Consider the following 23,525-nt stretch of genomic DNA (forward strand, 5'->3'; position numbering starts at 1 on the left):
AGTGTTTTGATTAAGGGCACTATGTTGCCATAGTAAAGAATTTTCAATAATGTATTAGCAAGGAGATATAAATAATTATTAAAAATGCAGATAAATATATTTAAAAGCGGTATAATATGCTCATAAGTTATAGAAAGGAACTTAATTTATGAGTAATTATAAACCACAAGAATTTGCTGAAATGATAGGTGTTTCAGTAAAGACACTTCAAAGGTGAAAGTGGTTTTCCTAAGTTCAAGAAAAAGAAGAATCAAGACGTTAAAGCTTACTTCCCTAAGAACAATAAAACTGACTGGACTATTGAAAGGCATAGAGTTAAAATACCAATTCTTAAATGGGTTAGATTAAAAGAAAAAGGATACATTCCTGTAAATGCAACCATTAAGAGTGGAACTGTTAGTTATAAAGCAGGGAGATATTATGTATCAGTTTTAGTCGAATTACCTGAGTATAATGATTATTCCGATACCACCAATCAAGGGATAGGAATCGACTTAGGGCTTAAGGGTTTGGCTATATGTAGTAATGGTAAGACATATAAAAATATAAACAAAACCAAAAGAGTAAAGAGTTAGAGAAATCATTAAAAAGACAACAAAGAAAACTTTCAAGGAAATATGAAAGTTTAAAGAAAAATAAGAGAAAAGGAGGGACTGCTGCTAGACAAAATATCCAAAAACAAATAGTTAAGGTACAAAAACTTCATCAAAAATTATCTAATATAAGACAAGACTATAATCGTAAAGTTATATCTGAAATAGTTAAGCAAAAACCAAGCTATATATACTATAGAGGATTTAGCAGTATCCAATATGATGAAGAATAAACATCTTTCAAAAGCAGTAGCACAACAAAAACTAAGTGAATTTAGAAAAATATTAACCTATAAATGCAATTGGTTAAACATAGAACTTAGAATAGTTGATAGATTTTATCCAAGTAGTAAAACATGCCATAACTGTGGACATATAAATAAAAATTTAAAACTTTCAGATAGGGTTTATATATGCCCCGAATGTGGATATATAGGGGATAGAGACTATAATGCTAGTTTAAACTTGAAAGATTGTGAAATATACAAAATCGCATAGACAAGCGAATGTATATATGTACCGATGGCTAGTCGGGAATTTAAGACTGTGGAGTGCTATACAAACTGAAGTAGCTTAGGCAAAACAGAGTACATTGAAGCAGTAAAAATCTTGATATGGGTATATTTGTCCGTGTTTTAAGTAGCAGGAAGGAATTATGAGTGGTATATTTAAGGCATACGACATAAGGGGTATCTACAACAAAGAGTTTAGTAGGGACGATGTGTACAGGATAGGATATTTTATCCCTAGACTACTGAAAGCTGATAAAGTGCTTGTAGGCCGCGACTGCAGGGTGTCGTCGGATGAGGTATTCGAATACCTTTCAAAGGGTATAATCGACAGCGGGGCAGATGTTTATAACATAGGATTGTCCACAACTCCAATGGTTTATTTTGCAACAGCTAGGCACGGGTTTGATGCATCGATACAGATAACAGCATCTCATAACTCTAAGGAATATAATGGGCTTAAGATTTCCAGAACAGGTGTCCTGCCCGTTGGAATTGATTCAGGCCTTGCTGAGCTTGAGAGCATGGTAAGAAATAATAAAATAGAAGTAGCAGGTAAAAAGGGAAAGGTAGTAGATTTTAAAATAAGAGAGGAATATATTAATTTTCAAAGAATATATATGCCGGACTTTTCGAGTCTTTCCATAGCGGTTGACTGCTCCAATGGCATGACTTCTTTGATTATAAGGGATATATTGGGAACATCACCTCATTACATATTTGATACACTGGATGGTACATTTCCCAACCACGAACCCAATCCTCTGGACGAAAAAAATGTGGTAGATCTCCAAAGAACAGTTGTTGAAAACAAATATGATGCAGGGGTTATATACGATGGTGATGGAGATAGAGTTGTTTTTGTTGATGAGAAGGGGAGATTTATTCCGCCGGATATTATGATTGCTGTAATTGGCATGTACTACCTTGAAAGGGAAAAGGGTAATGTTCTTTATGATATCAGGACATCAAAGGCAGTTCCGGAATACATAACGAAATTGGGGGGTGTGCCTCATATGTGGAAGGTGGGACATGCTTTTGCGAAGGTAAAGCTCAGAGAGATAAAGTGTATCTTTGGGGGCGAGCTTGCAGGCCATTATTACTTCCGGGACTTCTTCAACTGTGACTCTGGAATTTTTGCAAGTCTTATATCATTGAATGTAATAAGCAGAGTAAAAAAAGAAGGAAGACTTTTTTCCGAATTGATTGATTCCATAAGGAAATACCCTAATTCAGGGGAGATCAACTTTCGCATAGATCAAAAAGATGAAGCCATGGAAAGATTAAAAAATGAACTCACACAAAAGGAAATACCAGCAGCATTCTACGACTTTGATGGCTACAGGATAGAATTCAAAGACTGGTGGTTTAACGTGAGAATGTCCAATACTGAGCCCTATCTTAGGCTGGTGGTTGAAGCAAACAGCGAAGATTTGCTTGAGAAAAAGCTATCTGAACTTAAAAGTATACTTGGAGAGTTTAAGTAAATATAATATATGTTTTAGCTAATAAGGCACATTAGAAAATCCAATGTGCCTTAAAATCCGAATTTCTATATGTTTATATGGACAGGGGACAGGTACAATGTCCCAGGCGTGCTAAAAATTACACAATAATAAAATTGTATAACTTAATTGAAAACCGCAGTTAGAGCTATGTGGTGAACCATATCTATGGAACATTTACAAAAAACTCATTCAGCGAAGCTGCCAAAAGTTTATTTATCGCTCAACCAAGCTTGTCAAGTGCAATAAAAGAATTAGAATCGGAAATAAAAATTACAATTTTCACGCGAACAAACAGAGGAATTTCTATATCAACTTTTCAATGAACTATTTGTTGCTGCCCCTCATGTTTTTCTTTATAATCAACATCCATTAGCAAAAAAACTCAGTATAAAGATTGAAGAACTTGGTGAGTATCCATGCCTTTCTTTTGAATAAGGGTAGCATAACTCGTTCTATTTTTCTGAAGAAATTTTAAGTATCCATATATAGTTATAGCCTTAAAAACCAACAAATAAGAATTCACATATATTTAATGTTGAAGCTAAGCTTAATATTTTAATATTCTTGTAAGAAAAATTAATAAATATATGCTAATAATAAAAAATTGAAGTAATGCAGGTCTTCATTTGTTGTTCGCAAACCTCTAGTGTGATAAAATTGAGTTGCAAAATTAGATAATATTCGTCAATTTTTAAGATATAAACATAATATATTAAGAGTTAAAGGGGGAAAGATCGTGTTTTTTAAGAATTTGAAGATAGGTCAAAAGATGTTTTTAGGATTTGGATTTATAACTATATTAATGTTATCAGTTCTGGGATATACCTATTTTAATTTTACTAAGCAGAGTGCAGATGTTGATCTTAACCTTCATTCTTATAATGTAATAAGAGAATCTGATGCTATATTAGTTAGCCTGATAAATGAGGAGACAGGGGCAAGGGGATTTGCACTTACAGGGAAAGAGGAATTTTTGGAGCCATATAATCAGGGAAAGATTGATTATACGAAACATTATAACAACCTAATACAACTTACGTCAGATAATTTTCATCAAGAGGTCAGGCTTGCAAATCTGAACGATCAATATCAGACATGGCTGCAGTGGGAGACAACACAAATAATTGATGCCCGTAGAAAAGTAAATGATGGCCAAATGAAATTGGAAGATTTAATTGCAGTGGCTCAGACTGGAAAGGGCAAAGAACAGACGGATGGATTGCGTTCAATCCTTAATGATATTGTCAAGGAAGAACAGGGCTTACTGCAGACAAGACATGAAAGTCTTGTTAGGATGCAGAAACAAACAGCAGTGATTTTGTCTCTTGGTGGTTTCACTGCATTTCTACTGACTGTTATTATAGCAATTTTTGTTATCCAAATGGTGGTGGACCCTATCAGGACGGTAACAAATACCTTTAAAGAAATATCAGAGGGAGATGCGGATTTAGAAGTCAGATTGAATGTAAACTCTAATGATGAGTTAGGACATATGTCCAAATACTTCAATACTTTTATGTGTAAGTTAAAGGAACTTATAATGGAGAACAGGAATCAAAGCTGGATAAAGACAGGGCAGGCTGAGCTAGGTGAAAAAATTAGTGGTGAACAGGACATATCTAACTTGGCTTCAAATATAATTAGCTATGTTGCCAAGTATTTAGATATACAAATTGGTGCACTTTATATTAAAACACAGGAAAATACCTTCAAGCTTTTTGGAAGTTATGCTTACAATAGAAGTCTGCATTCCATACAGGAAATTAGGACAGGCGAAGGGATTATTGGACAGGCTGCACTGGAAATGAAGCCGATTATTATAACGAATGTTCCTGAAGATTATATCAAAGTAACTTCAGGGCTTGGTGAGAAAATCCCTACTAATATTGTAGTCAAGCCCCTTTTATATGAAAAAGAAGTTCAGGGTGTTGTTGAATTAGGAGCTTTCAAGGAATTTACAGACATACAATTAAAATTTTTACAACAGATAAGTTCTGTTATTGCTACTGCAATTCATTCGACGCAAGCAAGAATCAGGATTAAAGAATTGCTGGCACAAACTATGGAGCAGTCAGAGGAATTACAAACCCAGCAGGAGGAACTAAGACAAAATAATGAAGAACTAGAGGAACAGACAAAAGTCTTGAGAGAATCTGAAGTACATCTTCAGAGACAGCAGGAAGAGCTTAGAGTAGTAAATGAAGAACTCCAGGAACGGACAAAAACTCTTGAGGTACAGAAAAATGATATAGTTGCCAAGAATGAAAGTCTTAGGGCTGCACAGAAAGAAGTTGTTGAGAAGGCTGAAGCTCTTGAGATAGCAAGTAAATATAAATCAGAATTTTTAGCAAATATGTCCCATGAACTAAGAACTCCTTTAAACAGTATACTTGTGCTTTCACAAATGCTGGCCGAAAAGAAGGATAACTCTCCATTTAGTGCCAAAGAATCAGAATTTGTAAAAACTATACACTCTTCGGGTGAAGATTTGCTAAGGTTAATAAATGATGTTTTGGATCTTTCAAAGGTAGAGGCTGGAAAGATGGATGTAAATCTTGAAGAATTAAATATAATGGAGTTAGCAAGGTATTTAGAGCGAACATTTAAGCCAGTAGCTGTAAAAAAGGGTCTCGACTTTAAAATTGTAGTTGGGGATAGGCTTCCGGATAATATAATATCCGATACTCAAAGAGTAAGGCAGATAGTTAACAATTTGCTTTCAAATGCTATAAAATTTACCCATGAAGGCGGTGTAACCGTAACATTCCATTGCATTAGTAATCAGGCTGTTTCAAATTTGAAAGAAAATAATCAAAATTTTATGGGAATATCCATATCTGATTCCGGAATCGGTATACCGCTTGAAAAGCAGCAGGTAATATTTGAATCCTTTAATCAGTCTGATGGTACCACTAGCAGAAAGTATGGGGGTACAGGTCTGGGTCTATCTATATCAAAGGAGCTTGCAAAACTACTTGGGGGATCAATCTCCCTGGTCAGTGAAGAGGGAAAGGGCAGCACATTTACATTGCTACTTCCATATGAAGGCAATAAACAAATTCAATTATCTGAGAATAATGATGTTGGCCAGGGCGATTATTTAAATAGCATTAATAATATACAAGTAAAAGATATACAAGTAAAAAACAGAGCAGAAGAATCCGAATGTAAAGATAACAGGTATGATATAACCACAGATAATAAATTGATACTGATAATTGAGGATGATAAAAGCTTTGCTGGAGTGCTGACGGAACTTGTTCATCGTAAAGGATATAAATGCTTAATGGCTGAGAATGGAAAATCAGGCATAGAACTTGCAGCTGAATATACTCCGGATGCTATCTTACTTGATATTGGGCTTCCTGATATTAACGGCTGGAAGGTTGTACAGAAACTTAAGGAAAATAAGAAGACAGAAAATATACCTGTGCATGTAATATCCGGAAGAGAAAATAATGGTCAGCCTGAAAAAATGGACAACGTATTAAGCTATCTTAAAAAGCCAGTAAGTGTAGAAAGTCTGGATAAAGTGTTTATGGAAATACAAGACAATGAGAAGTCATTGAAAAAGCTCCTTATAGTAGATCAAAATAAGGATGATCTTGAAAGTATAGTGGATATTTTAAAGAAGAAGGGATTCCAGATAGCTCTATCAGAATGTGGAGGAGAAGCGTATAAGCTTCTGATGACGAAAAGCTTTGATTGTTTAATACTGGATTTAAAACTAAAAGATATGACTGGTTTTGAATTGCTTGAAAAGCTAAAGAATGAAGATATAGGAAACCTAAAAATCGTAATCCATACGGAAAGTGAACTTAGCCAGGAGGAGGTATTAGAACTTCAAAGGTATACTCAGAGCATCATAATTAAGGGAACACAATCTATGGAAAGACTTATCTCTGAAGTTGGACTATTCCTCCATGGATTGGATTCAAAGATAGAGGAAAATAAAATTAGAATTATAAAAGCGAAGCATGAGACTAAGGATACACTTAAAGATAAAAAAATTCTTCTGGTGGATGATGATATGAGAAATATATTTGCTCTCACGAGTGTTCTCGAAGAGAGAGGATTAACAGTGGTTGTGGGACGTAATGGCAAAGAGGCTATCAAAAAGCTTCATGAAAACCCAGGCACCCACTTGGCTTTGATGGATATTATGATGCCTGATATGGATGGATATACTGCAATTCGGGAGATAAGAAATCAGGAAAAGTTTTATAGGATGCCTATTATAGCAATCACTGCAAAAGCAATGAAGGATGACAGACAGAAATGTATTGATGCAGGTGCTAATGACTATTTGACAAAGCCTATTGATATAGATAAGCTTATTTCATTATTAAGGGTGTGGTTGTACTAATGAACAAGGATAAATTAGAAGAAAAGATTGAAAACGAAGAAATAGAGCTATATCTTTTATTAGAAGCTGTGAATATGAAGTATGGGTATGATTTCAGAAATTATTCAAGGGCTCATATTAAGAGAAGGGTTCTTCACAGAATGTCCATGTTAGAAATTGATAGTATAGCTGAGATGCAGCATAGAATTCTATATGATAGGGAATTGTTCAATAACCTTCTGTCTGATTTTTCTATAAATGTAACGGAAATGTTCAGGGATCCATCCTTCTACAAAGCTTTCAGGGAAAAGGTAGTTCCTGTATTAAAAACATATCCTTATATAAGGATATGGCATGCAGGATGTTCAACGGGGGAAGAGGTATATTCCATGGCAATTTTGTTAAAGGAAGAGGGGCTGTATGACAAAGCACAGATTTATGCTACGGATTTCAAACGCGCAGTTTTAGAGAAAGCAAAAGATGGTATTTACCAGATTAATGATACAAAAGAATATACCTACAATTATCAGCAGGCTGGAGGAAAGTCATCTTTTTCTGATTACTACATCGCTCAATATGGTTCTGTAGCTTTTGAGCCATCACTTAAGAAGAAGATCACTTTCGCAGAACACAATCTAGTAACAGATGGGGTTTTCGGCGAAATGCATGTTGTAGTTTGCAGAAATGTCCTTATATATTTTAATAAAGAGCTACAGAACAGGGTGATAAACTTATTCTCTGATAGTATACCCAATGGATGTTTTCTTTGTCTTGGCTCAAAAGAAAGTATGCAATTTTCAACTAGTGCAGATAGATTCGAAGAGTTCGTTAGCAGCGAGAAAATTTACCGTAAGAAATATCTTCCTTGAATTCGATGAGCTAGGAGAGAATAAAATGAAATTTAAAGCCGTAGCTATTGGTGATTCTGCTAATGACGGCAGTGAGGGATTAAAGTGTATTAAGGAATATGGGGGAATAACTATCGTTCAAGATCTAAATACTGCAGAAGCCAATCAGATGCCACTATCGGCATTAGAAAAAATCGAATCAGATTATGTACTTCATTTTGATGAAATAAGCATTAAACTTATTGAATTGGTAGGGGGAGCAAATGAATAAAGTAGATACTGTAAATATATTGATTGTGGATGACAGACCGGAAAATCTATTTGTTTTGGAAAGCCTGCTTGATAATATGGATTGTAATATTATTAAGGCAGAGTCAGGAAGTGAAGCTTTGAGTCTAATGTTTGACTATGATTTTGCACTTGTTCTTCTTGATGTTCAAATGCCTGAAATGGATGGCTTTGAAACTGCAGAATTGATGAGAAGCAGCAGTCGAACAAGGTATATACCTATAATATTTGTCACTGCTATCAGTAAAGAACAAAGGTGTATATTTAAAGGATATGAAGTTGGTGCTGTGGATTACCTGTTCAAGCCAATTGAACCAGTGATTCTCCAGTCAAAGGTTAAAATCTTCTTAGAGCTTTATAATCAAAAAAAGTTATTAGAAGAACAGTCAAAGCTGCTGGAGCTGAAGATTCAAGAGTTGCTGGAGCTTAGAGCGGATAATCATAAACTGGAGACACTCTCAATTCGCGATGGACTTACGGGTATTCCGAATAGGCGCCACTTTGATGAACATCTGGGGGCTTCAGTGAGAAACAGTTTACGTTCTGGTAAGCCCTTATCTTTGATAATGGCAGATATAGATTATTTTAAGTTATATAATGATAATTATGGTCATTTGGCAGGAGATGATTGCCTTGTAAAAGTGGCAAGAATTATAGAATCCAATGCAAGACGTCCACTGGATTTGGTAGCGAGGTACGGTGGCGAGGAGTTTGCAGTAATTTTACCAGAAACGGATAAGAACGGGGCAATAATTGTTGCTGAAGAAATAAGAAAGAATATCAGACAATTGGCTCTGCCTCACGAGTATTCCAAGGTATCCCCATTCATTACATTAAGCATGGGAATTGCAACTATCATTCCCAATCTAGGGGGAGCATGTACAGCAGAAGAACTAATTGATAGGGCAGATAAAGCCCTTTATAGAGCAAAGGCGAGTGGGCGCAATACCATTTCATGGTTCTATTCCAATTGTTAAGAAGAATAGACTAGAAGAAATAACGATTATATACTCTTGTAAAAGCCCCCTAGTTTAGGGGTACATATTTCCGCAAAATTAATAATTATGCGTATCAGTATCATCTTATTGCCAAAACACAGGATGAGTCAAGGAGTATCAGCGGGAACAGCACATGGGGAATTAGGAGAAAATTTGAACAGGGTAAGGTTTCAGTAAATTACACAAAATTTTTAGAGTATGATAAAGGGAAATATGGCAGTTTAGTTATAAATTAAAAACAGGCTAAGATTGTAAGGAGAATTTTTAAGATTACCTGGACGGAAAGGGTGCAGAGTGAGAATATTTTAGTGAGGTATAAGGCAAGGCAGTTTATAAAGATATTAGAGAAAGCGGAGCTGATAGAAGAGTTTGACATGGATTCATTTTTTAGGATAGCGGAAAAAATGACGGTGTTTGATGGGGAGAAGATTATTGTAAGTTTGCTGAATGGGATAGAAATAGAGTGCGAAATTGAATAAGAAATGTTGAAGCCGGTTTGGGTAGGGCGAAACTACCTTGACCGCTTTTTTCTTTTTTGAAAAAAACTATTGATCTGAAGTAAGCTTAAGGGTTTATAATTTACCCATCAGAGAAGAAAGTAATAAATGTCGGGAAATAAATAAAAACTTTATCAAATAGTATTATTTAACTTAGGAGGTGCTGTAAATGATAATTAAAGAAGCATCAGAAAAAACAGGCATATCAATAGATAATCTACGCTATTATGAAAGAATAGGCCTTATTCCACCAGTTCCCAGAACAGGGTCTGGTATCCGAAATTATGATGAAATGTCAATTCATTGGATTGAGTTTGCCATGCGATTTAAAAAAGCAGGGGTGTCGTTGGAGGCTATCCATGAATATATCCAGCTTGCTATGAAAGGTGAATCAACCAAGGAAGAAAGACGAAATCTACTACTTGAAACAAAAGAGGGATTAGAAAAAAAGATGCATGACATACAGGAAACGTTGGATGTTATTAATTACAAAATTGATACTTATGATCAGAAGTGCGAACCTATTACAAATGAATTGATAGCTTTATGGAAGGCAAGCAAAAAAGAAAAGTAATAAAAAAATTAAAAAAGTACTTGACCTTAAGTTGACTTAAGGACTTATAGTTATTATACCGATGAATAATAATCAACGAATAAAGGAATATGATTTTTGATTTGGAAGGAGAATAACAATGAAGGTAATAGTTATTATAGGAAGTCCACATAAGAAAGGTACTTCTGCTTTATTAGCAGACAAATTTATTGAAGGAGCAAAAGAAGCTGGACATGAGGTATTGCGTTTTGATGCAGCATTTGAAGAGATAAAACCATGTCTGGCATGCGAATATTGTGCAAGTCATGATGGTCAATGTGTACGTAAGGATGCTATGAACACATGGTATGAAAAATTAATACATTCAGATATGGTAGTATTCGTAACACCATTATATTATTATGCAATGTCAGCACAGATAAAAGCAGTTATCGACCGTTTCCATGCTAATAATGCAAAATTGGCAGGAAATAAAAAAGCAATGCTTCTGGCAACTTCCTATGGTGCAGATGATTGGACAATGGAGGCATTGGAGAAAAATTATGAATCTATACTCCGTTTTATGAATTGGGATGATGCAGGAAAGTTATTTGCAATAGGATGTCCGGTAAGAGAAGTGATTGAACAGACCAATTTCCCAAATCAGGCATATGAGTTAGAAAAAAGTATATAATAAATAAAAATTAATCATAAGAGAGGAGGAGGATCTGTTATAGACGGGACTAAATTCATAACACTAGCTTCCAATTACAAGGGAGATTCCAGTGAGTTGTTGAAGTATGGATTTGCTCCTCTTCCTGTGGATGTGGCAGTGGACTTTGGTACAGTGGTTACTTTATCTGATGCGGGATCTGAAATGAATAACTCGGCTGTAATAAGTTATCAGCAAGCCAAATATGTTATTTCTAGTCCGTTAGTTTATCCAAAGTTTTCAATAGCAGATCCGACTATTACTTTTACTCTCCCAAAGACTCAGGTTGCCAATGGGGTGGTTGACGCATTTGTACATGTTACTGAACAGTATCTTACATATCCAGTAGATGCTAAGGTGCAGGATCGTATGGCTGAGGACATATTACAAACCTTGATAGAAATAGGAGAGATTGCTGAACCTAAAAACTATGATGTACGTGCAAATCATGTTTGGAGTGCTACTATGGCATTGAATGGGCTAATTGGTGTAGGGGTTCCGCTAATTCACTACTTAATAAGTACGCAATATTATAATGAATATGTAATATCTAATGGCGGGAGCATAGATAGTTTGGGAATAGATGAAAATAGCTGTCCTGTTATTTTTGAATATAAAAGAGCTAGTAATGAAAATGTAATAAATCAAGGATTATTTTATTTGGATTGGCTTTTAGACCATAAAGCTGACTTTGAACTTTTAGTTATGAAGACCCTAGGTAAAGAGTTTTCTGATAAGGTTGATTGGATCATGCCACGTCTTATTTGTATAGCAGGTGATTTTACTAAATATGATGAATATGCCGTAAAGCAAATTAATAGGAATATAGATCTTATTAGATATAAAAAATTTGGAAATGAATTGCTGCTATTTGATTTAATTAATTCAAATGTAGCCACACCAATTAAAGATACTACTATAGAAAAGGTAGTGAAGCAAAGTGCAGATAAAACTTTTGATGAACAGTTAGAATCAACAAGTGATAATTTAAGAGAGCTATATTATTCTATTAGGGACTATATTTTGGCACTGGATGATGATGTAACTGAGAACAAATTGAAGCTCTATAGTGCATTTAAAAAGATAAAAAATATTGTTTGTATAGAGGTTGGAGTAAAAAGCATAATGCTATATTTAAGATTAAATCCCGATGAGGCCATACTTGAAAATGGATTATAGGAGATGTAAGTAAAGTTAGGCATTGGGGAACTGGAGATTTGGAAGTAACAATAAAGAATGTTCAAAATTTTGAAAAAGCTAAAGAATATATTGATAAGGCTTATGAAATAAATTAAGAAATTATGATTATATACTCTGTGAATTCCTAAATATGATTCATTTTTTAAAAGAAGAAAAGAAATAATCTAAATATTGTTAAAACTCTATATAAGGATTTAACACCAGGTGTTCCTGACCTTGAGGAGGCCTAGATGCTTTACAAAGATTAGAACAGATTTTGTTGATCCATTTTTATCGTTTATAAAGGTATAAATAGAAAAGACACCATAGTACGGTGTCTTAAAAACTACTTTAAGTAATTAGGCTTAATGATTACTGGCGGATATAAAATGATAGCGTTGGAAAATCTGATGTGGTCATTGTGTATTCAATGGCGGGTTAGCTTACTAGAGTTCAGCTTGTACGTGATATCATCAATCCAATAAGAGTGCGATTATATTGACATCCATAAGAGACATCTAACCTTCTGTTGAACATTGTGGTTTTCAATAGTTCTTATTTGCCTTTTAGGTTAAATAAGATGATACTTAAAATAATAATGCTTCCACCAATGAAAGTGCCCATATTGGGAATCTCTTTCAGCAGCATAAATCCCAACGCAGTGGAAAGCAGCGGTGTAACAAACATAAAATTGGTTACTTCGCTTGTTTTCTCTGCCAAAGACATGGCCTTTCCCCAAAGAAAGTAAGCCATTGCACTGGGCATTACGCCGAGATATATGACCGACAGAATGTGTTTTGGTTCAGCAGTTATTACCTGAGCAAGTCCATGTAGCGAGAAAACTGCTAGCAAGATGGTACCGCAGACCATGCTGTATGTAACGATTTCCAAAGCCGTATAACCCATAGAGGAAAGTTTTCTGTTTAAAATATTGTAACCACAAAAAACAATAGCAGCACCGATAGTCCAGATGAGACCGATATTAATGGAGAACGCGCCGTCCCACAGCAGAAGAATCAAAACGCCGACAAAGGCCAGCGCGATGGTGAACCAACCCAGATTCGTAATCTTTTCTCCATAGCATTTGGAGGCAACCACTGCAGTCATAATGGGGGTGGTGGCGATAATGATGCTGGAGGTCGCAGAGGTCAGCGTCTGGATACCGGTGTTAAAGGTAATCATGTATAGGGTAAAACCCAGACCACCGGATAGGAAGAACCAGAGAATGTCCTTCTTTTGTGGTTTACGGATGTGATTGAGTATGCCGATGATGACCAGGAAAATAGATGCCACGGTGCAGCGGACAAAGCCCAGTGCGTTGGGGGTATAGTGGGCCATTGCCACCTTGGTCAGCGGAAAAGCGGATGCCCAAAGAAATACGGTAAAGAGTCCCAGTATGTGTACTTTTAATTTTTGACTCATGTTGGATCAACTCCACTTCAAATTGTTATAAATGCTGTGGATTCCATGTACTAAACGGAGATGATCTTTCATAGGCAATCATAGAACTGCCACTTGCATTTATTACGGTTTCATATTATCATAAGATTGCTTATTAGTAAAATTGCAATATCTGAATATTAATATTGAAAAAACTGATATGGGAGTGATGATATGGAACTTCGAAATGTGAAAACTTTTATCAAAGTTGCTGAGCTGAACAGCTTCTCAAAAGCCGGTAAAAGCCTAGGTTATGCTCAGTCTACTGTAACTCTCCAAATGAAACAATTGGAAGAAGAAATGGGAGTTCCTCTTTTTGAACGGAGAGGTAAAAAAATCAGCTTGTCTCAAAAGGGACATGAATTTCTTGTCTATGCAAACGAACTGGTGAAATGTGAAGCAGAAGCGATACAGTCTATCAGCTATGAGGGTAAACCTACAGGTGAGCTGCGAATTGGGATTTTGGAATCGCTGAGCGTTTCAGAATACACAAATATCATTAAGGAATATATGAAAACCTATCCCCAGGTCACCCTCATCGTAAAAATTGCTACCACTTTGGAATTGATGGGAATGCTGGAAAAAGGGGTGCTGGATATCATTATTCTACTGGATCGGAAAGTGTTCAAATCTAATTGGGAAGTTCCTTTTGAGAAAGAAGAGAAAATCGTTTTTTTCTGTTCACCACAACATCCCATGAGAAACAAGCAGGTTAGTTTGGCAGATCTCTCCAAAGAAAAGTTCCTATTGACGGAAAAAGGGTGCAATTACCGTCAGGTATTTGAAGAGCTCCTTGCGGAGGAGAGGCTGGGAGTAAACTATTGCCTGGATATTGGAAGCACAAATACAATCATTGATTATGCAAAAGATGAACTTGGTATTTCACTACTGCCGGAATTCAACTTGAAAGAAGGTCTGCAGAACCATACCATCAGTGAAATTTCAGTGAATGATTGTAATATTGTTCTATACATACAGGTGATTTTTAACAAACATAGATGGATGTCACCATCTATGAAGGCTTTTTTATCAATAACCTCTAATTATTTTTAGCATATAAAAAAGCAGATGATAAGTTTTATTTTAATTTTTATAAAAAAGCATTAAAGAATTTTAATGAATATTTAAATGACTTACATAAAGATTAAAGCCTATATTAATAAAACCTTAAGGTTTTCATAAGAAAATTATTATGATATAAATTTTTGTTTTGCAGTACTATAATAATGAGTGTTTAATCAGGAAGAAGGGATAGAACTTATGAGTATCAATATTTTGGTTGTAGACGATGAGCAGTCCATAGCGGACCTAATTGAAGATTATTTATAAACTGAACGTCAGAGAATAAGCAGAGATGAAATGAAAAATGGAGGTATTATGAATAAACGAGAGCGAATTAAAACAGTCTTTTTATATGGTGTTTTCATTTGTTACATAATTTTGTTAATTAAGATATTGTTCTTATCAAGAATTTCGCATTTGGAGCATAGGTCAATCAATCTCATTCCTTTTTATAGTATAATGGAATATATATCTGGCAGCTCTGCAAATATAAGAGCATTTTCTTTTAGTAATGTGGTTGGCAATATAGTTATTTTTATTCCACTTGGTACATATTTGTCATTATTCAAAAATGATAAAAGAGTAATAACCAATTTGTTGTTTATATTTATAGTGAGTTTATTTGTTGAAATCATTCAAGGGCTTTTATGCATTGGAGCATCAGACATTGATGATATAATTCTAAATTGTTTGGGTGGATTGATTGGTGTTTTAGGGTATAAGTTTTTATTGTCTATATTACGAGATGAGAAAAAAGTATATACTGCAATCACAATACTATCTGCTATGGGATTACCTCGTATATTATATTATTTATTCATGGTGAGAATGAGATTCTGAATATCTTTATTGCATAATCTTTTTATTATGTGCAATATGAGAGTCATCAGTATGATATCACTAATTAATTTTTGAGAGTTCTCTTTAGATTGAGAAATATAACTTGAAAGCATATTAATTAAGAGCTAACATACCACAAACATAAGATTTGGAGGTATGGATATAATTCAAACCTGTCATCGGAAAGCATTTAAAGGCAGGACAAATAAGTAGAAAACATTTAATCTGAAAATAGAGAGGAGAGGTTTTATGGATTGGTTATTTCAATAAAAGGAGATAAAGAATGGTGGCACATGGGTGTTTAGGACACTTGTGTGCTATTTTTATATCTCAAATGAAGCTATAAGCATTTTAGAAAATGCATCTAAGATAGGGGTTCCGATACCTAATAAGTTAGTAAAAGCGCTGAAACAATTAAAAAATAAATAAGGAGGAATGATTTATGAATATTATTCAATCAAATGTAACCTTTAAGAGTAATATGGAGTATGGAAGCCAGATACTATTGTTTTACATTGTGCGGAGGCCCAAGATGCAGTGTTTATGATGTGGATCAATGGCATAAAGCTAATGGATGGGCAGTAATTGAATATCCAATTTTTTGTAGTTATCGTCTTTCTTGTTTAGGTTAAATGAAATATTATTAAGTCTCTTATCAATAAAGTAATCAATAAACTCTTGAAATTCTTCCAATATAACCATATTCCAAACATTACGTTTGTGATGTGTTATCTCTTAGTATATGTGCTTTCAAGTTATATTTCTGCTCTGAATATAAAACTCCACAAAATTGATTTTTAGAATATAATGAAATTTTTAGGTTAATTATTATGTTCTAAATAAGTATTTGTTTTCTAGTTAAAATGTGATATAAATTTGGAAAATACATAACTAAAAATACCGTATTCTTGTGTAATTATTATAGCATATGTAGAGATAATTTTAAGCTCAGAGTAGGGAGAAATTATTTTAGAAATATATAATTAAAGTTATAAAAATTTTGTAATATGACGAAAAAATGCTATAGAATTTAGATTCAACTGTACCCGGTCAAGTATATAGCTGAAATGATGAAAAATTGAGAATGATACAATAAGGTAGACACCAAGATAATAGAAAATGCAAAAAAGTACTCTGCTTTATGGTAAGAAGTTGTAGAATTATTCTATAGGGCCTTAAAAAAAGAGCTTATTCAAGATGAATATTGTGAGTCATTTGAATAAGCTCAAAAAGAAATATTTAAATATATATAATACTAAGAGAATGCACTCGCCTCTCTATTATTATTAATATCAATTAAATAATATGGTATTTATAAATTATTTTACTTTTAGATTTCTTTTATTGCAGATTCAAATGCACTTTCAATAGCAGTCTCCTGGTCTTGAGTAATTGTTCCTGCGGATACTAAACCATCTAGAACAGTTGTACCAGGGTCTTTTGATGTATCCGTCTGTGACTGAGCTGACTCCATAGCAGATTTAAATGCATTTTGAATAGCTGTTTCCTGGTCTTGAGTAATTGTTCCTGCAGATACTAGACTATCTAGAACAGTTGTACCAGGGTCTTTTCTTGAGTGTACATGTGAATGTGCTGATTTCATAGCAGATTTAAATGCATTCTGAACAGCGGTCTCCTGGTCTTGAGTAATTGTTCCTGCAGATGCTAAACTATCTAAAGTATTTGTAAATGGATCCTTTGTTGTATCTGTTGTTGTGCCTGTCTGGGATTGAGTTGACTTCATAGCAGATTCAAATGCACTTTTAATAGCTGCCTCCTGGTCCTGAGTAATTGTTCCTGAAGATACTAAACCATCTAGAACGGATGTACCAGGGTCTGCTGATGTATCTGTCTGTGACTGAGCTGATTTCATAGCAGATTTAAATGCACTTTTAATAGCTGTTTCCTGGTCTTGAGTAATTGTTCCTGCAGACACTAAACTATCTAATGGATTTGTAGGTCTTTTACTGTATACTCCTGATGGTTGCATTGTCTGGCTTCCTGATTGGAAAATACTAGTTACAGCATCCGCTTGAGCTTGAGTAATTGTTCCTGCGGACACCAAACTATCTAACGAATTACTGACTGTATTAGTAATGTTTGTTTCTCTTGGCATTGAGTTATTTAATGATTGCATTCCACATTGACTTAACTCTATTGAATCTTGTCCATATTTTTTATGCTCATTTATTTTCGAATAATCGTCACCATCTGTATTCTGAATGCTGTTTTGAGTATATAAACTATACAAATCACTTGTGTTTCCAGTACCATATATTGTGTTCATTAGTACTCCTCCTCTAATTTTATTAGTTTTGTTCTTGATTGTTTTTTCTTATGAGTAATGTCTAGTTAGCAAAGAAACTATTTTTCTAAACACATTATGGATTTCTGCACATATTGCCACCTCCAAGGAATACACCATCCTTGTATAAATATCACTATTTTAATTCCTAATCAAATTCCCCATCCTTGTTTATATCTTATTTACTTGATTATCGTTATATAATTTATATAGTTTATGAAAATCATGGTAATTTAATTCGAATAATGTTAAATTTTAATGTACAATTTTAGTACTATGCTAATTATTGCATTTTTATAGGATATTAAATACTTTGGTAGAAGAAGGTAGAGTTCTGAAAGCAATGTATTTTGTTTTTATTGCTGAAGAATAGGATAAGAGTAGAGAGGTTATATATAATAGAATATCCCTAAAATATAGTGAAAAGGGATAGAATTTAGGATATAATGTAAAGAAGTTCCGAAATTTAATAAATTAGAAAAAAGAATTTGAAAGAGAATAGACTTCAAATGAAGAGGACGAAAATAAAAAAGCTATAGAAATAGCGAAAAATTTATTAGATGTAGAAACTATATCAATCAAGACTGGACTAAGTGTAGAAGATGTTAAGAAGTTAAAACATTGAAATGAAGGAAATTAAATGCGTTGATGGGAAGATAGAAATTCTCAATCAACACATTTGATTTTTATGTTAAAAAGTGGGATGAGATATTGATTTTTTCATACTATAATGATAATACACGCATATATAGACATAAAATTACAATAATATATAAAAAACATTAACAAAATACAAAGGACTGGGAACTGTGAAGAATTCTATTTATTTGGGCATCTTGAGAATTTGGAGTTAGTGATGCAACCAACCAATTGAAACTAATTGTTTTTGATTAGCTTTAATTGGTTTTATTATTTAAGATGGATATACAAATGATATTAAGTCTTAAAAAGCTTTATCTATTCTAGGTAAGCACAGTGAGGAACACATAAAAGGAGAATAAGGGGGGAATGCTACTTGTTAAAAAATTTTAAACTCAATGATAATTCAGAATGTAACAAAGAATTTGTTTGAAAAATTGTTTGGTGATAGAGACCATCTTTAAAGATGGATAAGTGCATTGCTTTAATATAAATGGAAGATATAACCATGCGGCTATAGGAGTATATTTTTGCATTTTTTATAGAAAAATTTATCCATGGACTATAATTAAATTTTCGAACTTACGTTAATATAGTATAATATTCTTATCTTAATATTACCAATTATTATTTTAGGAGATGCACACAATGAAAAATAAATTAATGAAGTTAGCAACAATAATATGTTTGACATCCATAGTAATAAATCATTTAACTATCACCTCAGCTACTGCCAGTACTATAACTAATACAATTACAACTACCAATACAACAACCGATGCCAGCACTATAAACAATCTAACTCTTAAGGAATTAGTATCTACGTCTATAGCTATGCCTCAAAACGGTATAGATGAAATAATAAATGGAGGCACCACTTCTAAAAATACGAATCATTCCTCCTTCACACCAGATTACACCAAGATTTATTATATAACGGATATGGCAGATGATGAAGTGCCAGTGTACTATTATAAATTCTCCAGTGTTAATATTGGACAATCATATCCTGAAGTAATATATAATGGGTATATGCGTACATATGATAGTCACACACTATCCGCTGCTCGACAATTTTCTATCATGGTAAATAATGGGGATACGTATAAAAAAGTAACAGGTGGTACATTATTTTCAAACAGTGCTAAAACAAATTCACGATATCAAACAAAGAGATTATCTTCAATCGAAGATATAGCAAAATTGAGTAATCCAAGCAGTGGTAAACTTCAAAATATAATACTTACAGCCGGGGTAACCTTTGCGGATTCATTATCAAGCATATTAATGGCTTCAAAGCTTCAGGCTCCTATAATATTTATAAATTCGGAAAATGATACTTCAGCCACCTCATATATTACAAGGCAGTTAGATCCTAATGGAGCAATCTATATACTAGGGGGTACTGGCGCAGTGAGTGATAATACAGAATGGTATTTCAAACTAAAAGGCTATAGAACTATAAGACTGGGTGGAGATACGAGATATGACACCTGTGAAGCTATTAATAATCAATTTCCTGTTTCAGGAGGAAATCCAGTGATTATAGCAAGCGGAGAGAATTTCCCTGATGCGCTGAGTATTAGCAGTATATCAGTAATTAAAAACTATCCTATATATTTAACCATGAAAGACACTCTGCCGGACCAGACATCAAGACTACTTTCACGAACCTCACCTTCTCAAATTTATGTCATAGGAGGAGCCGGTGTTATATCTGATAATGTTATTAGCAAGCTTAAGAAATACTCAAATAATATTACAAGAATAAGTGGAACTGACAGATATGAAACTTCTATCAATGTGTGCAAATATTTCAATATAGGAGACTATAATATAGCTGTAACAACAGGTACGGATTTCAAATATGCCTTAGCTGGAAGTTTGGCAGCAGCAATGTATAATGCTCCAATACTCCTAGTGGATGGCAATACTACAAAAGTAAAGCAATATTTGGACGGCAGTAAATATTCAAATATTCTCATTTTAGGCGATGCTAAAACAATAAGTACAGATACGGAAAAAGCTCTTGTCCAATAAATAAAAAATGAAAGAGGTGTTATAGTGAAAAATATTAATTTAAAAATGATTAGTGTGTTATGCATGTGTATTGTAATTAGTACTATGACTGTAATAACTCCTTTAAGTACATATGCAGCAACTACAGGCACTCAAGCAATTACACCAGGAGCCATTGTGACCTACACACAGCTTAAGGCTGCAGCTGTGGCTCTTCCACAAAACGCACAGGATATAATTTTTAGAGGTGGTTTTACAACCAAAGGAAAGGCGACAACTACATTTATACCTGACAAAACAAAAATATATTATTTACAAGATGCTACCACCCGTATTATATCATTTTATCAATTTTATACAATGATACCATTCACCACATATCCAGCAGTACATTATTATGCATATGTATATGAATACCATACTACAGATACTTCTAGTACACCTTTAACTCCATCTTCTGCTATGTTTGTTGCAAATGATAAAACTCTGTATAAAAAGCTTCAGGATGGCACTGTATTATCGGATGGAACTACTGTAACAACTACTAACACAGGTAGGTATCAGCACAAGAGATTTACAACCATGATAGATATTGCAAATGAATTTTTTCCTGTGCAGAAGAACGAAGTGAACAAAGTAATAACTCTTAAAAACGTAGTTATAGCATCTGGAACTATATTTGCAGATTCTCTCTCTGGATCGGTATTAGCAGCAGAACTGAATGCTCCTATATTGTTATTGAATACAAAGAGTGATTCAGCTGTATATAGTTTTATTACAAGTAAGCTCAATAAGAATGGTACGGTATATATTTTGGGCAGAGAAGGTGCTATAAGTACAGATATAGAAAATAAATTTAAGAAATTGGCATATAATGTAATTCGGATCGGCGGATTAGATAGATACGATACCTGTGAACAAGTAAACAACAACCTTAATATACCAAAAGGGACTCCTGTATTTTTAGCTAGTGGAGAAGATTTTCCTGATGCTCTTAGTGCCGGAGCAGTAGCTGCCATAAAGCAGTATCCTATATTAGTAACTCAAAAAGATACTCTTCCTCCGCAAACAATACACCAATTAATAAAAATAAAACCTTCAGCCATATATGTAGTTGGTGGAACAGGAGTAATCTCTGATAATATCTTTAATACATTAAACAATTATTCCAGTAATGTTACCAGAATAAGCGGAGCAGACAGATATGCAACTTCATTAAGCATATGCAAGAGTTTTGATTCTGAATATGGCACCACAGTAATATTTGCTGCGGGTTCGGATTTTAAGGATGCCGTATGCGCAAGTTCGTTAGCGGCAAAATATAGTGCTCCTATAATACTTACCAATAATAATATTAAAGATTCAAAAACATATATAGATAATAGCAAGTATTTAAATATATATATTCTCGGAGGTACTGATGAAATAAGCACAGATGTAGAAAATGCTCTAAAAAAATAAATAACGTGAGTTCGAAGATGTAATCACCAATACGGATAAACTTTCCTAATGAAAATACAAAAAAGTAGTTCTGCAAATACATGGACTAATTTGCCATTGTAACTACGGCAAATGTTGATGATAGAGCAGCTGTGTTTGAACTAATTGGAGCAAATAACACATTAAAAATATTACGGAGGATAATTTGAAGGTGCAATAGGAAGTATAAAGTAAAAGGTAAAAAGACTCTTGTATTAGTATTGAAAATGTGTAATCATATCTATAGTTTATACAATAAGTGCTAATTCTGGTGTGTATGTTTAGTATAAAATTTTAAATTAGGAGATAAAAAATGGAACAAGATATATGGGAAGTATTATATGAAAAAGCAAGAGAAGTCCAAAAATCAAGAGTAATCTCACCTTTTATTGAAGCAGGTGGTGTAGCAAGTGCAATTCTAACGAAAAGTGGAAATATATATGTTGGGGTTTGTATTGATACAGCATCAACCCTTGGAATGTGCGCAGAGCGCAATGCAATTGCAAATATGATAACCCATGGAGAAAGTAAAATTGATAAAGTGGTTGCTATTGTAGAAGATGGAAGCGTAGGTTCACCTTGCGGAGCGTGTAGAGAATATATGATGCAGTTAGATAAAGATAGTTCTGAAATAGAAATATTAATAGATTATAAGACCAGAAAAACTGTTAGATTAAAATATTTAATTCCTGATTGGTGGGGAGCTTATCGCTTTAATGACTAAGATATGTTAGTATAATCTAAAGTTATATTAGTTTGTAATCTTCATAAGTTGTGGCATGACTGTAATTTGTTGTAAAATAGGGAGCGTTTTACAGTACGGCGGGAGAGGAGCAATATGAGAATAGAAACAAATCATATAGTAATTCGAGATTTTCAGCGAAAAGACGCAGAAAACCTTTATCGGATTGTCAGAGAGAAAAATATTGTTTGATTTATGCCTGATTGGGCAGAAAATGATGATTCACCACAAGCGTTTTTTCAATATATTGATTGGCATCAATCTCAAAAAAATTCAACTAATAGTTATGAGAATAAAAGATATGCAAGTACATTATTAAAGCGAGGTGAATGAGACGTAGGGGAGAAATATCAAATGATAAATGGTTATAATTTGGATATTTATGCACAATTTAAAGCATTAGAAAACATTATTATGTCAAATGAAATTATTAATATAGCAATTGAACGATCCAAACGGCTAGACATAGGCAGTTATTATATAGGTGCTGGTTGTATTGCACAAACAGTTTGGAATTATCTTTCCGATTATCCACTAGAGTATGGTATAAAGGATATTGATTTTGTTTATTTTGATGATATAAATTTAGACTTTCAGTCTGAAAATAGAATTATTTCTCAAATGAAAGAACTATATTCAGATTTAGAAATCGAAGTGGATATAAAAAATCAAGCTAGGATTCATCTATGGTATAAAAATCATTTTGGATATACAATTGAGCCGTATATATCGCTTGAATCCGCTATAAATACATGGCCTACTACTGCTACAGCGATTGGAGTTAGAAAAGAAAAAAATAATGAATTTAAAGTATACGCTCCATTTGGATTAAATGATTTGTTTGGAAAAATTGTACGGGCAAATAAAGCACAGATAACGAAGCAGATTTATGATAATAAAGTGTCAAGTTGGTTAGATAAATGGCCAGACTTAAAAATTATTCCATGGGAAGGTTAGTTTAGATGAACTAATTTAATTCGCGTTCTTCTT

General features: G+C 33.8%; 17 protein-coding genes, 3 pseudogenes and 1 riboswitch. Of the genes and pseudogenes, 18 read left to right on the top strand and 2 right to left on the bottom strand.

Features of this window, described 5'->3' with window-relative positions; translation table 11 throughout:
• Nucleotides 1-206: 206 nt before the first annotated feature.
• From ACJDU8_RS11795 to ACJDU8_RS11845, 11 genes and pseudogenes are all read left to right on the top strand, one after another.
• A pseudogene (locus tag ACJDU8_RS11795) lies at nt 207-1,091 on the top strand (RNA-guided endonuclease InsQ/TnpB family protein); the annotation flags it as partial.
• Nucleotides 1,092-1,248: 157 nt separating this feature from the next.
• Nucleotides 1,249-2,589 (top strand): phosphomannomutase/phosphoglucomutase, encoded by a 1,341-nt coding sequence (locus ACJDU8_RS11800; protein WP_406792353.1) that lies wholly within the window; start codon nt 1,249-1,251, stop codon nt 2,587-2,589.
• A gap of 170 nt (nt 2,590-2,759) precedes the next feature.
• A pseudogene (locus ACJDU8_RS11805) lies at nt 2,760-2,924 on the top strand (helix-turn-helix domain-containing protein); the annotation flags it as partial.
• 422 nt (nt 2,925-3,346) lie between these two features.
• A complete protein-coding gene (locus ACJDU8_RS11810; protein ID WP_406792354.1) occupies nt 3,347-6,976 on the top strand; it encodes a response regulator in 3,630 nt (1,209 codons plus the stop codon).
• Nucleotides 6,976-7,824, top strand: a complete 849-nt coding sequence (locus ACJDU8_RS11815) for a CheR family methyltransferase (protein WP_406792355.1) — start codon at nt 6,976-6,978, stop codon at nt 7,822-7,824. Before ACJDU8_RS11810 ends, ACJDU8_RS11815 begins: the two co-directional genes overlap by 1 nt.
• A 25-nt stretch (nt 7,825-7,849) precedes the next feature.
• The gene (locus tag ACJDU8_RS11820) at nt 7,850-8,074 is read left to right on the top strand and encodes a chemotaxis protein CheB (protein WP_406792356.1); all 225 of its coding nucleotides are present in this window, start codon (nt 7,850-7,852) and stop codon (nt 8,072-8,074) included.
• A complete protein-coding gene (locus tag ACJDU8_RS11825; protein WP_406792357.1) occupies nt 8,067-9,068 on the top strand; it encodes a diguanylate cyclase in 1,002 nt (333 codons plus the stop codon). Before ACJDU8_RS11820 ends, ACJDU8_RS11825 begins: the two co-directional genes overlap by 8 nt.
• Nucleotides 9,069-9,397: 329 nt before the next feature.
• On the top strand, nt 9,398-9,568 hold the full coding sequence (locus tag ACJDU8_RS11830) for a hypothetical protein (protein ID WP_406792358.1): 171 nt from the start codon (nt 9,398-9,400) through the stop codon (nt 9,566-9,568).
• Between the two features lie 187 nt (nt 9,569-9,755).
• Nucleotides 9,756-10,160, top strand: coding sequence for a MerR family transcriptional regulator (locus ACJDU8_RS11835; RefSeq protein ID WP_406792359.1), 405 nt, complete (start codon nt 9,756-9,758; stop codon nt 10,158-10,160).
• 118 nt (nt 10,161-10,278) lie between these two features.
• Nucleotides 10,279-10,812, top strand: a complete 534-nt coding sequence (locus tag ACJDU8_RS11840) for a flavodoxin family protein (protein WP_406792360.1) — start codon at nt 10,279-10,281, stop codon at nt 10,810-10,812.
• A 9-nt stretch (nt 10,813-10,821) separates the two neighbouring features.
• On the top strand, nt 10,822-12,009 hold the full coding sequence (locus ACJDU8_RS11845) for an iron-containing alcohol dehydrogenase (protein ID WP_406792420.1): 1,188 nt from the start codon (nt 10,822-10,824) through the stop codon (nt 12,007-12,009).
• A gap of 555 nt (nt 12,010-12,564) precedes the next feature.
• Here ACJDU8_RS11845 and ACJDU8_RS11850 read toward each other — a convergent pair.
• The gene (locus tag ACJDU8_RS11850) at nt 12,565-13,431 is read right to left on the bottom strand and encodes a DMT family transporter (protein ID WP_406792361.1); all 867 of its coding nucleotides are present in this window, start codon (nt 13,429-13,431) and stop codon (nt 12,565-12,567) included.
• Between the two features lie 192 nt (nt 13,432-13,623).
• On the opposite strand from ACJDU8_RS11850, the gene ACJDU8_RS11855 reads away from it, so the two are divergent.
• The 3 genes and pseudogenes from ACJDU8_RS11855 to ACJDU8_RS11865 form a co-directional block, all read left to right on the top strand.
• Nucleotides 13,624-14,502, top strand: a complete 879-nt coding sequence (locus ACJDU8_RS11855; protein WP_406792362.1) for a LysR family transcriptional regulator — start codon at nt 13,624-13,626, stop codon at nt 14,500-14,502.
• A gap of 324 nt (nt 14,503-14,826) precedes the next feature.
• Nucleotides 14,827-15,351 carry a VanZ family protein gene (locus ACJDU8_RS11860; RefSeq protein WP_406792363.1) on the top strand — a complete coding sequence of 175 codons (525 nt, stop codon included), beginning with the start codon at nt 14,827-14,829 and terminating at the stop codon, nt 15,349-15,351.
• 282 nt (nt 15,352-15,633) lie between these two features.
• Nucleotides 15,634-15,780, top strand: a pseudogene (locus tag ACJDU8_RS11865) (phage holin family protein); the annotation flags it as partial.
• Nucleotides 15,781-16,681: 901 nt separating this feature from the next.
• Here the strand turns inward: ACJDU8_RS11865 and ACJDU8_RS11870 are convergent.
• The gene (locus ACJDU8_RS11870; RefSeq protein WP_406792364.1) at nt 16,682-17,638 is read right to left on the bottom strand and encodes a hypothetical protein; all 957 of its coding nucleotides are present in this window, start codon (nt 17,636-17,638) and stop codon (nt 16,682-16,684) included.
• Nucleotides 17,639-18,449: 811 nt separating this feature from the next.
• Nucleotides 18,450-18,533, top strand: a riboswitch (cyclic di-GMP riboswitch).
• A 410-nt stretch (nt 18,534-18,943) separates the two neighbouring features.
• Between ACJDU8_RS11870 and ACJDU8_RS11875 the strand changes: the two genes are divergently transcribed.
• The 4 genes from ACJDU8_RS11875 (at nt 18,944) to ACJDU8_RS11890 (ending at nt 23,492) form a co-directional block, all read left to right on the top strand.
• The gene (locus ACJDU8_RS11875; protein WP_406792365.1) at nt 18,944-20,335 is read left to right on the top strand and encodes a cell wall-binding repeat-containing protein; all 1,392 of its coding nucleotides are present in this window, start codon (nt 18,944-18,946) and stop codon (nt 20,333-20,335) included.
• 24 nt (nt 20,336-20,359) lie between these two features.
• Entirely contained in the window at nt 20,360-21,775 is a 1,416-nt protein-coding gene (locus tag ACJDU8_RS11880) for a cell wall-binding repeat-containing protein (RefSeq protein ID WP_406792366.1), read from the top strand.
• 331 nt (nt 21,776-22,106) lie between these two features.
• On the top strand, nt 22,107-22,517 hold the full coding sequence (locus ACJDU8_RS11885) for a cytidine deaminase family protein (protein ID WP_406792367.1): 411 nt from the start codon (nt 22,107-22,109) through the stop codon (nt 22,515-22,517).
• A 372-nt stretch (nt 22,518-22,889) separates the two neighbouring features.
• Nucleotides 22,890-23,492, top strand: coding sequence for a nucleotidyltransferase family protein (locus ACJDU8_RS11890; RefSeq protein WP_406792368.1), 603 nt, complete (start codon nt 22,890-22,892; stop codon nt 23,490-23,492).
• Nucleotides 23,493-23,525: the final 33 nt, after the last annotated feature.

It is taken from the genome of Candidatus Clostridium eludens, from assembly GCF_045310515.1.
In the GTDB taxonomy this organism is placed as follows: Bacteria; Bacillota; Clostridia; order Clostridiales; family Clostridiaceae; genus Clostridium_B; species Clostridium_B eludens.

What these genes read in the sequence shown, in the direction of transcription:
- ACJDU8_RS11800 (WP_406792353.1), top strand. Translation starts at nt 1,249, where the DNA reads ATGAGTGGTATATTTAAGGCATACGACATAAGGGGTATCTACAACAAA.
- ACJDU8_RS11815 (WP_406792355.1), top strand. Translation starts at nt 6,976, where the DNA reads ATGAACAAGGATAAATTAGAAGAAAAGATTGAAAACGAAGAAATAGAG.
- ACJDU8_RS11820 (WP_406792356.1), top strand. Translation starts at nt 7,850, where the DNA reads ATGAAATTTAAAGCCGTAGCTATTGGTGATTCTGCTAATGACGGCAGT.
- ACJDU8_RS11825 (WP_406792357.1), top strand. Translation starts at nt 8,067, where the DNA reads ATGAATAAAGTAGATACTGTAAATATATTGATTGTGGATGACAGACCG.
- ACJDU8_RS11835 (WP_406792359.1), top strand. Translation starts at nt 9,756, where the DNA reads ATGATAATTAAAGAAGCATCAGAAAAAACAGGCATATCAATAGATAAT.
- ACJDU8_RS11840 (WP_406792360.1), top strand. Translation starts at nt 10,279, where the DNA reads ATGAAGGTAATAGTTATTATAGGAAGTCCACATAAGAAAGGTACTTCT.
- ACJDU8_RS11850 (WP_406792361.1), bottom strand. Translation starts at nt 13,431, where the DNA reads ATGAGTCAAAAATTAAAAGTACACATACTGGGACTCTTTACCGTATTT.
- ACJDU8_RS11855 (WP_406792362.1), top strand. Translation starts at nt 13,624, where the DNA reads ATGGAACTTCGAAATGTGAAAACTTTTATCAAAGTTGCTGAGCTGAAC.
- ACJDU8_RS11860 (WP_406792363.1), top strand. Translation starts at nt 14,827, where the DNA reads ATGAATAAACGAGAGCGAATTAAAACAGTCTTTTTATATGGTGTTTTC.
- ACJDU8_RS11870 (WP_406792364.1), bottom strand. Translation starts at nt 17,638, where the DNA reads ATGAACACAATATATGGTACTGGAAACACAAGTGATTTGTATAGTTTA.
- ACJDU8_RS11875 (WP_406792365.1), top strand. Translation starts at nt 18,944, where the DNA reads ATGAAAAATAAATTAATGAAGTTAGCAACAATAATATGTTTGACATCC.
- ACJDU8_RS11885 (WP_406792367.1), top strand. Translation starts at nt 22,107, where the DNA reads ATGGAACAAGATATATGGGAAGTATTATATGAAAAAGCAAGAGAAGTC.
- ACJDU8_RS11890 (WP_406792368.1), top strand. Translation starts at nt 22,890, where the DNA reads ATGATAAATGGTTATAATTTGGATATTTATGCACAATTTAAAGCATTA.